Source organism: Amycolatopsis rhabdoformis, assembly GCF_035918295.1.
GTDB classification, from domain to species: Bacteria; Actinomycetota; Actinomycetes; order Mycobacteriales; family Pseudonocardiaceae; genus Amycolatopsis; species Amycolatopsis rhabdoformis.
In genome coordinates, this window is the sequence record NZ_CP142149.1 from 4,018,945 (window position 1) to 4,032,984 (window position 14,040).

11 protein-coding genes are annotated in these 14,040 nt (G+C 73.2%); 4 read left to right on the plus strand and 7 right to left on the minus strand.

The features are described from left to right. Positions 1–11: 11 nt before the first annotated feature. The 4 genes from VSH64_RS18280 to VSH64_RS18295 all read left to right on the plus strand — a co-directional run bounded on the left by VSH64_RS18280 (position 12) and on the right by VSH64_RS18295 (position 4,410). Positions 12–806: an ATP-binding cassette domain-containing protein gene (locus VSH64_RS18280; protein WP_326836821.1), complete on the plus strand. Its 795-nt coding sequence runs from the start codon at positions 12–14 to the stop codon at positions 804–806. Beyond that, on the plus strand, positions 803–2,728 hold the full coding sequence (locus VSH64_RS18285) for a YhgE/Pip domain-containing protein (protein ID WP_326836822.1): 1,926 nt from the start codon (positions 803–805) through the stop codon (positions 2,726–2,728). Before VSH64_RS18280 ends, VSH64_RS18285 begins: the two co-directional genes overlap by 4 nt. Next, positions 2,725–3,297 carry a TetR/AcrR family transcriptional regulator gene (locus tag VSH64_RS18290; RefSeq protein ID WP_326836823.1) on the plus strand — a complete coding sequence of 191 codons (573 nt, stop codon included), beginning with the start codon at positions 2,725–2,727 and terminating at the stop codon, positions 3,295–3,297. Before VSH64_RS18285 ends, VSH64_RS18290 begins: the two co-directional genes overlap by 4 nt. Positions 3,298–3,582: 285 nt before the next feature. After that, positions 3,583–4,410, plus strand: a complete 828-nt coding sequence (locus tag VSH64_RS18295; RefSeq protein ID WP_326837975.1) for a DUF72 domain-containing protein — start codon at positions 3,583–3,585, stop codon at positions 4,408–4,410. Between the two features lie 6 nt (positions 4,411–4,416). Here the strand turns inward: VSH64_RS18295 and VSH64_RS18300 are convergent, their stop codons facing one another. The 7 genes from VSH64_RS18300 to VSH64_RS18330 all read right to left on the minus strand — a co-directional run bounded on the left by VSH64_RS18300 (position 4,417) and on the right by VSH64_RS18330 (position 13,840). Next, positions 4,417–4,743 carry a CU044_2847 family protein gene (locus VSH64_RS18300; RefSeq protein WP_326836824.1) on the minus strand — a complete coding sequence of 109 codons (327 nt, stop codon included), beginning with the start codon at positions 4,741–4,743 and terminating at the stop codon, positions 4,417–4,419. A gap of 9 nt (positions 4,744–4,752) precedes the next feature. Next, positions 4,753–6,039, minus strand: coding sequence for an ABC transporter substrate-binding protein (locus tag VSH64_RS18305; RefSeq protein WP_326836825.1), 1,287 nt, complete (start codon positions 6,037–6,039; stop codon positions 4,753–4,755). After that, on the minus strand, positions 6,036–7,130 hold the full coding sequence (locus VSH64_RS18310) for a hypothetical protein (RefSeq protein ID WP_326836826.1): 1,095 nt from the start codon (positions 7,128–7,130) through the stop codon (positions 6,036–6,038). Before VSH64_RS18310 ends, VSH64_RS18305 begins: the two co-directional genes overlap by 4 nt. Then, positions 7,127–8,497 carry a VWA domain-containing protein gene (locus VSH64_RS18315; protein ID WP_326836827.1) on the minus strand — a complete coding sequence of 457 codons (1,371 nt, stop codon included), beginning with the start codon at positions 8,495–8,497 and terminating at the stop codon, positions 7,127–7,129. The genes VSH64_RS18310 and VSH64_RS18315 overlap by 4 nt, the downstream gene beginning before the upstream one ends. 20 nt (positions 8,498–8,517) lie before the next feature. Then, the gene (locus VSH64_RS18320) at positions 8,518–10,776 is read right to left on the minus strand and encodes a serine/threonine-protein kinase (protein WP_326836828.1); all 2,259 of its coding nucleotides are present in this window, start codon (positions 10,774–10,776) and stop codon (positions 8,518–8,520) included. Between the two features lie 115 nt (positions 10,777–10,891). Then, positions 10,892–12,487, minus strand: coding sequence for a serine protease (locus tag VSH64_RS18325; protein WP_326836829.1), 1,596 nt, complete (start codon positions 12,485–12,487; stop codon positions 10,892–10,894). 405 nt (positions 12,488–12,892) lie between these two features. Further along, entirely contained in the window at positions 12,893–13,840 is a 948-nt protein-coding gene (locus tag VSH64_RS18330) for a MarR family winged helix-turn-helix transcriptional regulator (RefSeq protein ID WP_326836830.1), read from the minus strand. Positions 13,841–14,040: the final 200 nt, after the last annotated feature.

Below are 14,040 nucleotides of genomic sequence, written 5' to 3' on the forward strand. Positions count from 1 at the left end.
GGAGTGTCCCCGTGCAGGTACGAGCCGACCGGGTGTCCCTGGAGGGCCCCCACGGCACACTGTTGCCACCCACCTCGCTGACCGTCGAGGACGGCTGCGTGACGCTGGTCCACGGCGAGCCCGGCGTCGGGATCACCGCGCTGGGTCTCGCGCTGGCCGGTCGCGTGAAGCCGACCACCGGCACGGTCACCGCCGACGTCGCCGGCCTGCTGCGCGACCTCGTGGCCGTGGTCGACGCCCCCGGCGTGAGCGAGCCCGACGAAGCGCTGCCCCTGCGGGTCGTCGCCGGCGAAGAGCTCGCCCTGGCGCACCGGCCGGCGGGCAAGGAGGACGTGGCGCGCTGGCTGGCCGACCACGACGCCGCCCCGTTCGCCGGCACGCGCTTCGAGAACCTCGAGCCCGCGCTGCGCACCCGGCTGCTGGCCGAGCTCGCCGCCGAGCGCACCGGTGTCCGCGTGCTCGTGCTCGACACCCCGGACCGGCACACCAGCCTCGTGGACACCTGGACCGCGGTCGCCGAGGAGCACGCGCGCCGCGGCCTCGCCGTCGCCGTGCTGACCGCGACGACCCCCGCGGTCGCGCTGCCGCATCCGCCGGCCCGCATCGGGTCGACCGAGCAGCCCGCCCCGGTGCGCCTGCTGGCCGTGAACGAAGCGCCCGAGGCACCCGAAGAGCCGGTCGCGCCCAAGCACCGCGCACCCGAACACCGCAACGCAGAACACACGAGCCTCGAACACACCACCGAAGAACCGAGCATTGAGCAGCCCCTCACGGAGCAGTTCAGCGCCGAAGGAGAGAAGGCATGACCACGCCCGACAAGCGGGCCGGTGGGCTCAACGCCTTCCGCATCGCGCTCAACGAACTGCGCCGGCTCTCCGCGGGCACGCTGCCGAAGCTGGCGATGGCGGCGCTCGTGTTGGTGCCGCTGCTCTACGCGTCCTTCTACCTCTACGCGAACTACGACCCGTACGGCCGCCTCGACAAGCTGCCCGCCGCCGTGTTCACCAGCGACACCGGCGCGAAGGACTCGACCGGCGCCACGCGCAACGTCGGGCGCGAGGTGACCGACGAGCTCACGAAGTCCGGCACCTTCCAGTGGCACGAAGTGTCCGAAAAGGACGCCCGCGACGGCGTGCGAGACGACAAGTACTCGTTCGCCATCGGCATCCCGCGTGACTTCTCCACCGCGCTGCTCTCGTCGGGCAACTTCACCCCGCAGCAGGCGACGATCACGCTCACCACCAACGACGCCAACAACTACCTCGCCGGCACCATCGCGAAACAGGTGGCCGACCAGGTGCGCAAGACCATCGCCGAGAAGGTGGGCGGCGAGGCGGCCGACCGGTTCCTCGTGGGCTTCTCCACGATCTACGGCAAGATCTCCGACGCCGCCACCGGCGCGAAGCAGCTCGCCGACGGCGCCGCGCAGCTGCAGACCGGCCAGCACCAGCTCGCCGACGGAGCGAGCCAGCTTGCCACCGGCTCCGGCACGCTCGCCACTGGCCTGAACACGTTGAAGACGAGCACCGCGCAGCTGCCGAGCCAGACCCAGCAGCTCGCGACCGGCGCCGGCCAGGTCGCCGACGGCAACCAGCAGGTGGCCGACGCCGCCTCGCTCGCCGCGTCCGCGTCGGCCGACATCCAGGGCAAGCTCGACGGCTATCGCGCGCAGCTGAATACCGACCTGCACAACGCGGGTCTCTCCGACAGCCAGGTCACCGACATCCTGGCGCGGCTGGACCAGCTGCGCTCCCCCGTCGACCAGGCGAACACCAAGATCCAGTCGGCCAACGGCGACCTCGCCAAGCTGGCGAGCGGCGCCCGTCAGGTCTCCGACGGCGCGCACCAGCTGGCCGCGGCCACGCCTCAGCTCACGAGCGGCATCGCCCAGGCGTCCGACGGGGCGAACCAGCTGCGCGACGGCGCGGCGAAGCTCGACGACGGCGAGAAGACCGCCGTCACCGGCACCGACCAGCTCGCGAGCGGCGCGAACCAGCTGCGCGACGGGCTGTCCGCGGGGCTCTCGCAGATCCCGAACCCCGACGACCCGACCCGCACCGCCACGGCGAACACCATCGCCGACCCGGTCGCGATCACGCCGAACGACGTCGCGTCGGCCGGCACGTACGGCGCGGGCCTGGCCCCGTTCTTCATCTCGCTGGCGACGTGGATCGGCGCGTTCGTGCTGTTCCTGCTCATCCGGCCGCTGTCCACGCGGGCGCTCACCGCGGGGGCTTCGCCGCTGCGGGTGGCGCTCGGCGGCTGGCTGTCCTCGGCCGTGCTCGGCATCGCGCAGGTGATCGTGCTCTTCGCCGCGGTCACGTGGCTGGTCGGCATCCACATCGCGCATCCGTTGGGCGCCATCGGGTTCGCGATCCTGGTCTCGCTGGCGTTCACGTCGGTGGTCCACGCGCTCAACGCGTTCTTCGGCGCCGTCGGCAAGTTCCTCGGCCTGGTGCTGCTGGTGCTGCAGCTGGTGAGCGCGGGCGGCACGTTCCCGTGGCAGACGATCCCTGACGCGCTCTACCCGCTGCACGTGGTGCTGCCGATGGGGTACGCGATCGACGGCTTCCGGCACCTGCTCTACTCCGGCGCGTCGCTGCAGATCCTCGGCGACATCGGGGTGCTGCTGGCCTACCTCGTCGGCGGAATCGTGCTCTCGACCCTGGCGGCGCGCAAGCACCGCGTGTGGACGGTGTCCGCGCTCAAACCCGAGCTCAGCCTGTGAGGGAGACGACCAAGCGGAAGCTCTTCGAGGCGACCCTGCGGCTTTCGGCCAGCAGGGGCCTCGTGGGGCTGACGGTGGACGAGATCGCGACCGAGGCCGGCGTGGCCAAGGGCACGGTGTACTACAACTTCGGGTCGAAGGACGGGCTGGTCGACAGCCTGCTGCGGTTCGGCGTCGACCTGCTCGCCGGGCGCCTGCGCACGGCGGTGACGGACGACGAGCCGCTCGCGGTGATCGAAGCCCAGGTCGACACCACGTTGCAGTTCATCGCGGAGTACCCGGGGTTCTCGCAGATCGTGGTGAGCGAGCTGTGGCGCACGCCGGGCCAGTGGCACGACACGCTGGCGCTGCTGCGCGAGGAGATCATCTCGATCGTGAAGGGTCAGCTGCAACGGCTGGCCGCGGCGGGCCGGCTGCCCGACGGCGTCGCCATCGAGACCGCGGCGGCCGGCCTGTTCGGCACGATGCTGGTCGTCGCGCTCGACTGGCAGGTGTTCCAGCCCTCGCGCACGCGGGCCGACGTGCGGGATTCGGTGATGGTGCTGATCCGGGGCCTCGGCCGCGGCTGAGACCCCGGACGGGTGGTGCGCCGTTCGCGCGCCTCAGTTGCAGTTGGCGCAGCAGCCGCAGCCCTTGCCGGTGCACGCGGCGCAGCAGCCGTGGCGCATGACGAACTTGAAGAGCCGCTTGATCATCTCTCGGTCCTCCGCTATCTATCGACACCAACGCATGTCACGCTAAGTGAGGCGGCCGTGACGCGGGTACCGCTGTCCGGGCGGGTGACGCGGGTGAATCACCCCACGCAGTGGCCGCGGACTAGGCTTTCAGCCGTGAAACTCCACGTCGGCTGCGCGATGTGGACGCACGCGCCCTGGCAGGGCCGCCTGCTGCCCCACCCCCTCGCCCCGCGCGAACGCTTGCGTGCCTACGCCACCTGGTGCAACGCCGTCGAAGGCAACACGACCTTCTACGCCACGCCGTCGCGCGAGACCGTGGCGACCTGGGCCGAGCAGACTTCTCCCGATTTTCGCTTCGTGCTCAAGCTTCCGAAGCCCATCACGCACGAACGCGGCCTCGGCGACGTCGGCCCGCTGCTGAGCACGTTCCTCACCGCGATGGAACCGCTGCGCGAACGGGCCCACACCTTCTGGATCCAGCTGCCGCCGTCGTTCTCGCCGGCCGCCCTCGGCACTCTCGGCAGCTTCCTGCGCCGGTTGCCGCGCGAACACCGGTACGCCGTCGAGGTTCGCGACCGCACCTTCTTCGAGAACACCTCCGCCGCGCAGGCCCTCGAACGCGCCCTCGCCGGCATCGACGCCGAGTGGATCACCTTCGACACCACCGTGTTGTTCGCCCAGCGGCCCACGTCCGAGGCGGAATCCGAGGCGTGGCTGAAGAAACCCCGGATGCCGCGCCGCGTCCGCGCACTCACCGCCAACCCCGTGGTGCGCTACCTCGGCCGCGACGACCCGGAGCAGACCGCCGCCGGCTGGCGGCCCTGGGCCGACGCCGTGGTGCAGTGGCTGCGCGAAGGCCGCTCCCCCACGGTTTTCCTGCACACCCCGGACAACGCCGACGCCCTCCTGCTGGCCCGCCGCTTCCACGACGACGTGCGCGCCCGGGTCCCGGACCTCGAACCGCTCGCCGAGCCGATGCCGGTCGGCCCGCCCACGCTGTTCTGACCCGGCTCAGACCTCGCCGTCGCGTCGCCACTTGAGCTTGATCTCCAGCTGCCCCTCCACGCCGGTCTTCGCGATCACGGCACCGGCCTCCGCGCTGAGCTTCACGCCGAACTTGATCTCCACCTCGTCGGGGGCGCGCGTCATGTCGCGGAACTGGCCCAACGCCGCGGCGGCCGCGTCGCGAACGCTCGCCAGTGCCGTTTCGAACGACTCCCGCGCGTCGGCGAGCACGTCTTCGCGGCGGCCGACGCGCGCCGTGCCCGGAGCGGCCGGGCCGACCTCCACCACCACGTCGCCGCCGCCTTCCAGAGGAAACCTCGCCAGCTCGGTCATGCTCGCTCCTCACTGTCCACAAGGGACATCCAGCCAGTCGGCCACGGGGATTCCGCGCCGGGTGTCCTCGAGGCGCCCGAGCAGCACGTCGAGCTGCCCGGGGTCGTTCACGAACTCCAGCACGGCCCGGTAGAAGGCGCCGCTCATGGCCGCGGGCATGAGGTCGGAGGCGTCGAAACACACTTTCGGATCGACGGTGAGCATCCGCGCGACCTCCTGCTTCGTCGCGTCGCCGTAGGCCGTCAGCGGCACGTCGGCGCGGGCCGAGAACACGGTCGCGACGCCGTTGCGCACCCAGATCTCCTGGGCCTCGGGCGAGATGAGGAACTCCAGCAGCCGCCGCGCGCCGGCGGTGTCGTGGAACATGCCCGCGAGATCCGCCGACACCTCCGACACCCGGGGCCCCGGGAAGGGCAGCAAGTCGTAGTCGCGGCCCGCCACCTTGCCCAGCGCCGCGTATGTGCTCATCACGAACGAACCCTGGTGCTCCAGCAGGCAGCCGGGCGGGTCGGCGAACAGCGGGCGGCCCGCGTCGCCGAAATCGGTCAGCAGCGCCGACGACGGTCCGCCGGACACCCCTCCCGGGTGGACCACGAGCGTGCCCCAGTCGAGCCAGGCCTGGCGCACCTGCGGCGACGTCCAGGACAGCGTGCCGGCGGCCCAGCGGCGGTAGACCTCCGGGCCGGCCGAGTGCAGGAGGAGGTCCTCGATCCAGTCGGTGCCGGGCCAGCCCGACGTCGGCGGCGCGGCGAGCCCGAGGCACCACGGCGTGCCGCCGCTCGCGGTGACGGCGCGCGTGCGGTCGAGCAGCTGCTGCCACGTGGCGGGCAGCGCCCCGGGCAGGCGCGCAGGGCGGAACCAGATCGCGCTCTTGAGGTCGGCCTTCACCGCGACCGCGTACAGCGTGGCCTTGCCGGCGTGCTGCAGGCCCGACCAGGCCGCGGGATAGGACTTCCCGACCTCGTGCTCGAGGAAGTCCAGGCGCAACAGGCCGTGGTCGGCGTAGGCGGCCAGCGAGCCCGGGTTCGGCAGCATCGCGACATCGGGGGCAGTGCCGCGCTGCACGTCGGCGGCGAGCACCTGATCGAGCGCGCGGGTGCCCTGGTAGTCGACCCGGATGTGGGTGCGGTCGGTGAACACGGCCAGCACCTTGCGGAACGCGGTCTCTTCGGCGCCGGTCCACGACGCGAGCACGCTCACCGTGCCGGCGTCGGTGATCGCCGCGCACGAGGACGCGGTGCCGCACACCAGCACCGCCACCAGCACGAGCAGCTTCCTCCACAGTGGACTGGTCACGGCCGGTACCGGTATTCCTCGACCCGCCGCCGCAACCCGAGCACGGCGCCCGCCGCGGCCGCCACCACCGCGCCGGGCACCCACACCGGCAGGCCCCCGGAATCCGCGGCCGCGGCGGCGGCGGACGTGACCTCGCCGGTCGCCACCGCCAGGTCGTCGATGTCGGGAGCGGGCCCGCTGCGATCGGCCGCCTGCCGCACGCCGGCCTCGAAGGCGTCCACAGTGGACCCGCAGCCCGCGGACCCGCACGAGCCGCGCAACAGGTCGGCCAGCGCGTTCTGCCCCGAGGTGTCGGCCGCCTCGACCGCGCGGGCGCGCAGGCCGAGCAACGCGTCGACCCGGTCGCGCACGCCGCCGAGCTGCTGCGCGTGCGCGAACGCCAGGCACAGCCCGGTCACCGCGGCGGCGACGCCCAGCGTGGCGGCGAGCAGCCCCGGGTTCAGCCGGCGGCGGAACCGGCGCCGCAGCGACACTTGCGTGAGCACCAGCAGAGCCAGGAGCAACGTCGGTGGCAGCAGCCAGAGCGGGATCGTCCAGCCGCTCACGCCGTCGGCGGCGAGCAGGTCGTCGAGCGCGCGGCGCTGCTGGTCCTGCAGCTGCGCGAGCGAGGAGAGCACATTGCCCGGCGCGTGGAGCAGCCGTGAGGCGTACCAGAGGTCGGCGAGACCCACGCGGTCCGCGCCGGGCTGCCGGAAGTGCGCGTCGGCCTGGCCCATCGCCCCCGAGTACGCCGCCACGAGGCCCTCCACCACCTGCAACGTGCCGCCGCCCGCCGCGCCGGCCTGGTTGAACTCGGCCACGCGCGCGAGGCTCTGGCTCGCCGCGGCCATCTGGTTCTCGAACTCCTGGCCCGGCCCCGCGAGCTTCGCCTCCCCCGACGTGAAACTCATGACCGCCGCGGCGTCGGCCGACACCAGCGCGTCGCGGGCCGCGGCGACCTCGATGATCGCCTGCGTGGTGCGATCGCGGACCAGCGCGGCGGTGTCGAACACGGAGCCCACGGCCCACGCGGAGGTGACCAGCGTCAGGAGCGCGCAGCCGACCAACGCGAAGCTCAGCCGCGTGAGCGCGAGGCGCGTCGGCGGCCTCACGAGCCGGCCCCGTCGCCGATCGGGTGCCCGCACGCTTCGCAGAACCGTGCCCCCGGTAACGACATCGCTCCGCACTTCGCGCACTCCCGCGGCTCGCCCAGCGGCACCGCGACCACCGCGCCATCGACGTGAGTCACCCGTGACAGCAGCAGGTTGAGCAGCTGGCTGCGCGTCGCCTCGGGGCGGGGGCGCACCGATTCGGCGGCGGCGTCGACGATCACCACCACCCCACGCAGGCGCCGCAGCACGTCGTGGTCGCCGGTCTCGGTCGCGAGGCGAGCGACGCGGCCCCAGTAGCGCAGTGCCGTGGCGACGTCGCCGACGGCGTGGGCCTCGTCGGCGTCGGCGAGGAGGGTGCCGAGCTCGGTGCGGATCGTGGAGCGCAACAGCTTCGGGTGGACCAATGTCGGCGGGACGGGATCGTGGGTCCACCGGCCCAGCACCGGTTTCTGCGGACCGCCCTCGACTTCGACCCAGGCGAGCTGGCGCGGGCGGTCGAAGCTGGGCTCGAAGCCGTCGGCGAGGTCCACGGCCAGCTGGAACTCGCGCTTCTCCGCGGCGGCCCAGGAGCCGGTGGAGAGCACGACCTCGCGGTCGCCGTCGGGCACGCAGCGGCCGGTGAGGTCGTACTCGTTCGGGACCGTCTGCTTCACCCATCGCAGCGAGCTGTAGGCCATCGTGCCGATCCGCAGCCGCACGTCGGGAATCACCTTGGCCAGCGCGGCGCGGACGAGCGCGCGGAAGTCGTCGGCCAGGTCCTCGTCGCGGACCACCGAGTCGACGCCGCCGCGCAGCACGCGCACGATCTCCGTGAGCTCGGCGGGTTCCCAGCCGTCGCCGATCCCGCGGGCGTCTCCGGAGAAGCGGCCTTCGCACGTGTCGAGCACTCGCAGCAGCGCCTCGCGCGACTGCGACTGGTTGCGGCCGTCGGTCAGCAACAGCACGTGGTTCAGGCCGGCGGGCGCGGTGTCGAACAGGTCTCGCGCGCGGGCCAGCCAGGTGCCCATCGCCGTGCCGCCGCCCGCGGTGAGCCGCTCGACCGCCGCCGTGGCCTCACGTCGGGTGTCCGCCGACGCCACGGCCAGCCGCCGCTCCCGCGGGTACACGCCCTCGGCGTGGTCGGTGCCGCGCACCACGGCGAACCTCGTGCCGTCCGGCAGCACCGAGATCGCCGCGGCGGCGGCCTTGCGCGCGGCGGCGATCTTCGTCGGCGGGTGGCGCATCGAGCTGGAGCAGTCGATGAGCAGCACCTCCGCCGCGTCGGGCACGGCCGCCCCTTCGGTGCCGCGGGCCGTCACGGCCACGAGCGCTTGCACCTGCCGCACTTCCGCGCCGACAGCCCCGTTCTGGTACACCTCGACATCCACGTCCGCCCCCTCGATCGTCGTCAGAACCAGGTCATCGGCCGGATCCCGTTCGCCCGGTCGATCAACGCGCCGTGCTCGCCGGCCGAGGCGGCGTGGCGCGCGAGTCTCCGGTAGGACCCGGCGAGCAGCAGCCGCAGTCCGGGCTCGTCCGGCCGGTCGCCGAACACCGGTCCGGCGGGCAGCTCACGCCGGCCCGCGCCGAGGCACCGCAACGCCGTCTCGCGCAGTTCGGTCACGAGCCGGTCGGTGGTGTCCTCGTCGAGCTCCAGCGCCGCGAGCCGTTCGACGGCCTCGGCGAAGTCCTCGGCGCCGGGCAGCTCCCCGTTCGGCGGCAGCACACCCGCGAGCACGCGCACGCCGGCGATGCGCGCGGCTTCGTCGTGGCGCGAGTACTCCGGCACCTCGTGCAGCACTCCCGCGGCGGCGGACCGGTCGCCTCGCAGCAGGTGTCCGCGCGCCAGGCCGAACGCGGCGTCGACCTGCGCGTGGTCGCGCACCCAGAGCGCGTCGTGGTACTCGTGCGCTTCGTCGGGCCCGCCGATGTGCTCGGCGCACAGGCCGAGCGCGAGCTTCGGGGCCTCCTCGCCGGGGATGTCGCGGTGCACGCGCTCGAACCACGCGGCGGCGGCCACGACGTCGTCGTCCGCCAGCGCGACGAGCCCGTGGTGCCACGCGATCCGCCAATCGTGCTCGGCCCGCGCGCCCAGCAGCTTTTCGGCGGCCCGCACGTGATCGGCGGCCGCTCTCGTGTCCACTTCGGACAGCGCCAGCACGGCCCGGCACTGGTGCAGCTCCACCTCGACCGACGGCGTGGCGCGGGCCAGCTTCCGCAGCAAGCGCGCGGCGTCGGGCGCTCGCAGCGCACCCAGCAGCCCGGCTTCGGTGTCGTCCGGATCCTGCCGCGGCACGGGCAGGCCGCGCGCGATGTCGAGCGGCTCGGGCAGCGCCGCCGGCGACGCGGGCACCGCCCGCGTCCAGTGTTCGAGCGGCGGGGCGTGCCCGAGGCCGGCGTCGAGCAGCACGGATGCTTCGGCGAACAGCGTGGACGTGACCGGGTTCGGGGTGCGATCGCGCAGCGACCTCAGCTCGCCCAGCACTCCGTCGAGCTGCACCGCCATTTCCTGGGCCGTGGCGAAGCGGTGCTCGTGCGGCCCGGTCGCCCGGTCGAGCACGTGGGTCAGCGAGCGAACGCCGAACGCGAGCGCGCCGCCCGACGGCGCGTCACTCCCGTCGAACAGGTGGCGCAGCGTTTTGCCGACGGCGTAGAGGTCCGAGCGCACGGTGAGCCCGTGGGTGGCCTGCTCGACGTGGTCGATCCCGTACTCCGGGTTGAGGACCCTGGGGCTCGTGTGGTCGCCGACCTTGCGGATGGCCCCGAAGTCGATCAGCTTCACCCGCTCGCCGTGGATCACGTTCTGGGGGCTCACATCGCAGTAGAGCAATCCCTGCGAGTGCAGGTAGCCGAGCGCGGTCAGGATGGTGCGGCCGTAGGTCACCACGTGCTCGACCAGCAGCCGCTTCGCGGGGTCCCGCGAGTAACGCGCGTCGTCGATCACCTCGCGCAGCGTCCGGCCGTTCACGAACTCCATCACGATGTAGCGCACCTCGGGCCCGCCGTGGGGGTCCGGGTGCGTCACGACGTCGTGGATACGCACCACGTTCGGGTGATCCAGCGCGGTGAGGAACCGGCTCTCGGTGCGGGCGATCCGCGCCGCGGCCACGTCGCCGGTGTTGAGCACGCCCTTGAGCGCCACGTGGTGACCGAGCCGCGTGTCCGTGCCGAGGTAGACGAACCCCTGGCCACCCCGCGCGAGACAGCCGCGCACCCGGTAGCGGCGATCCACCAGATCACCGGGGAACAGCTTGGGCGAGAAGGAGAACGGCGTGCCGCAACTACCGCAGAACCCTTCCGTGCGCGCGGGCTGCCCGGCGACCGACCGGCCCACCGGCTTCCCGCATCCCGGCCGGCCACACCGGCGTTCGCCCTCGGCCACCCGCAACTCGGGCCGCACGCGCGCGTCGACGTCGGGCAGGTCGACGACCGGCAGCGGCGCGGACTCCGAGTCACCGTGGGCCGCGGCGAGCTGCTGGGTCACGGTGCCCTCGAACCGGCTCGGGCTGACGATCGTGTCGACGGTGTCCGCGGTAGCAGCTATGGCTGCTGTAGCCGATGTGTCCACTGTGGCCGATGCGTCGGCCGGGGCCCAGCCGCATTCGGTGCAGAACCCGGTGCGCCCGATCGTGCCGGGGCAGCCCTCGCGTGGGCAAGCGGTGCTCATCGCTCACCCCGAACCGCAGCGTCGAATCCCTCGACCGCCGGAGGCCGGCCGGGCTCGGTGCAGAGCCCCGTGCGCAAGACCGTGCCAAGGCAACTCTCACGCCGACTGGCAACGCTCATCCCTCACCTCGCACCGCGGCACCGAACTCCTCGACCGCCGCCGCGGCCGTGGCAAGGTCGCAGGGGCCTTCGTGCAGCTGGCGCCACGCTTTTTCGTACAGCGCGTCCAGCAGGGGGTTTTCGCCGTGGTGGGTCGTGCGCGCGCGGTCGCCGTAGCCGTCGAGGCGGAAGCGCAGCTCGGTGCGGCGGGCGAGCCGGGCGTCGAGCCGCTCGTTCGTCTGCTGGGCGGCGGCCAGGTACGCGGAGACGAGCCGGGCGATGCCGTCGAAGTGGCGTTCGGCCCAGGCGAGGTCGCGGGCGGTGACCGCCGACCGCAGCCGGTTCACCGCGGCCCGCGCGAGGTGGGCTCGCGCGGGGAACCGGGGCTCGCCGGCGAACCGCGGGGCCAGCTCGGCCACCTGCTCCTCGAGCGCGGCAAGGTCCGCTACCTGCTGCTGCAGCGTCGCGAGGCGGCTCGCGAGGCCGTCCGTCGCGCGCGAGCGCAGCACGCTCAGGCCCGGCGACGTCTCCCGCCGGAAGCCGAGGGCGAGGCGCACGCCCAGGCGTTCGGCGTGGTCGGCGAGCGGGCCGATGACCTCGTCGACGAGCCGGCCGGGTTCGGCCGCGTCGTCGATGGCCGTGACCACCACGGTGCGCCGCCCGGTGTCCGGGCTCTCTTCGAACCGCTCCGCGATGCGCCGGCGGATCTCCTCCACGCTCTTGCCCGCCGCGTCCACGGCGAGGTCGACACTGCCCGACGGCGGCACCGCCTCCTCCGGCACGCTGTCCCGCAGCGCACCCGCCGCCGCGGCCCGCTCGCGGTCGGCGAGCACCACCGCGAGCTCGAGCGCCGCGGCCCTCGCGGACCCGGCCTCGCCGGTCACGACCACCCACACGCCGGTGCCGTCCTTGGCCCGCAGCCACCCGGCGAACTCGCGCGCGAACGGCTCGTCATACGGCACGCTGCCCACGGAGACGCCGAGGCTCACGTCCACCGCGGGACTCCCCTGGCCCCACCGCCTGACGTACCCCAGCACCGTCTCCACGGGGATCATCCACGCGACGCGGTCACCCTCGGCCTCGAACCGGCTGACCACCATCCCGACCAAAAGGCCCGAATCCTCGGCGAGCACCGCGGTGCCCGAGAAGCCGTGGGTGATCGGCTGCGCCTCGTGGTCACGCGCGAGCTGCACCCACTCGCACCCCGGCCCGCCCTCCCCGACGATCCGGCCCTGCCACCACAGCCCCTCGTCCGACCCCGGCGGAAACCCGTACGCCCGCACCCGCATCCCGTCCACCAACGGCCTCCGGTGCAACGGCGCGGCCAACGCCCCCGGCTCCCGCTGCGCGAGCCGCAGCACGGCGATGTCGCCACGCTCGTCCCGCGCCGCCGGGAACCAGCACTCGGGCACGACCTTCGCCGAGATCGTCCGAGCCCCCGGCACCCCCACGAAATCCACCAGCACCTCGGCCCCGGCCCCACCCGCCTCCTCGACCACGTGGGCGCACGTGAGCACGTGATCCTCGTCGAGCACCGTGCCCGCCCCGTGAACGTGGCGGTCGCGGTCGCTCAGCCGTACCCGCCAACGCTTGCGCTCGGCCTGGTAACGCATCCGCGCGACCCTACGCCCGCACCCGCCCCGGCAGGGCGGTCTCGGCGAAAGAGGCCCACGCCGGAGCAGCGCGCTCACCCGTTCGGCGCCGTCCACAAGGCTTTCTGCCCGTGCGGTGGTCCGAACCTTCGTGGCGGTGGCGCGGTGGAAGGGATTTCGCGGACGCGGGATTCGGAGAAGGCGCTTTCGCACCCGTCGCGGGGACAGATATCGGCCAGGGCCCAGCGGTAATCTCTCTCGCCCGGCCGCACCGGTACGGATTCGCCCGCGGATCGTTCGCTGACTTTGGTCGCAGACCGCAGGGCGCACGCGGCGGGCCTTCGCCGGATGGCCAAAACGGTTTCAGCCAAGACCACCCCGACGGCGGCCAAGACCAGGCCGTCGGCGGTGAAAGCGGGAGCGGGCTCATGCGTTCGGTGGCGTCCGCTGGGTTTTCGGCGCCGCCGACGGAATCGGCCGGCCACGCACCTCGGCGACGGACCGGAGGTCCCGCGCGAGGTGTTCGGCGGCCGGCCCGAAGAATGCAGTGTCGAACTCGGTCGCGATCGCCGTGGCGGCAGCGGTGAGGTCCCGGCCGTCCGGCGTGAGCGCGACGCGCACGGCTCGGGCGTCGCGCTCATGCGCCGCCCGAGTGACGAGACCGCGGACTTCCAGCGCCCGCAACACTTTCGACGTCATCATCCGATCGGCACCCGCGTGCTCCGCCACCTCCTGCTGCGTCGCGGGCCCCGCGGTGCGCTCAAGCCGAGCCGCGGCGGACAGCAGCAGGAACTGCGTGGGCGTGAGACCGAGCGGCCGCAGCCGCACATCGAGGGCCGCACGCCAGGCCAGGGCCGCTTGATGCAACCAGAACCCGGCTGCGACGGGCATGGCGGGCTGCGCAGCGTCGGTCATGTCGGCAGGTGCCCCGCGGGCCTCGGCGACATCCGCTGCGCTCTCCGCAGCATCCCCTCGGCGGGCCGCGCCGGCATTCGCCGCGTTGTCCGGGCCGGCGTTCACTGGGCCAGCGCTGTCAGCGTCCGATCGGCCGGTTGGGCCGCCAACCGCACGCAGTCCCGCATCAGCACCCGTCACACCGGCCGCACCACGCCCATCCGCCCGTCCGGCCGCGCCCGCACTTGCCGTGCGGTCCGCGCCCGCAATCGCCAAGGCAGCGGCGCCGGCGTCCGCCGCACCGGCCGCGCTCGCATTCGCTGCGGTCGGCGCATCAGCCGCCGCGCGAGCGCTGGCGACACCATCCGCGCCGCGGCGAGAACCGGCAGCCACGCTGTTCTCCGGGCCGGCTTTCGCCGAGTGAGCGGTGTCAGTGTCCGCGCGACTGAACGCGACGGCAGCTGTCGTGCCGGTGTCCACTGAGTGAGCGGTGGCACGGGCAGCGATGCTGTCTGCAGCGTCAATTGAGGCAGCGGAGGGTGCAGCGCCAGAACCCTCGACAGCCGCAGCACTCACCAGAGCAGTGCCTCTTCCGCCATCCGGGTCACCACCCGCCTCAGCCGTAACCGAGCCGGCGCTGCCGTCCTGGTGGGTGGCATCGGAGATCTGATACATCATGT

Excerpts from the sequence above, each read along its gene's own strand:
- VSH64_RS18285 (WP_326836822.1), top strand. The coding sequence starts at position 803 with ATGACCACGCCCGACAAGCGGGCCGGTGGGCTCAACGCCTTCCGCATC.
- VSH64_RS18295 (WP_326837975.1), top strand. The coding sequence starts at position 3,583 with ATGTGGACGCACGCGCCCTGGCAGGGCCGCCTGCTGCCCCACCCCCTC.
- VSH64_RS18300 (WP_326836824.1), bottom strand. The coding sequence starts at position 4,743 with ATGACCGAGCTGGCGAGGTTTCCTCTGGAAGGCGGCGGCGACGTGGTG.
- VSH64_RS18320 (WP_326836828.1), bottom strand. The coding sequence starts at position 10,776 with ATGAGCACCGCTTGCCCACGCGAGGGCTGCCCCGGCACGATCGGGCGC.
- VSH64_RS18325 (WP_326836829.1), bottom strand. The coding sequence starts at position 12,487 with ATGCGTTACCAGGCCGAGCGCAAGCGTTGGCGGGTACGGCTGAGCGAC.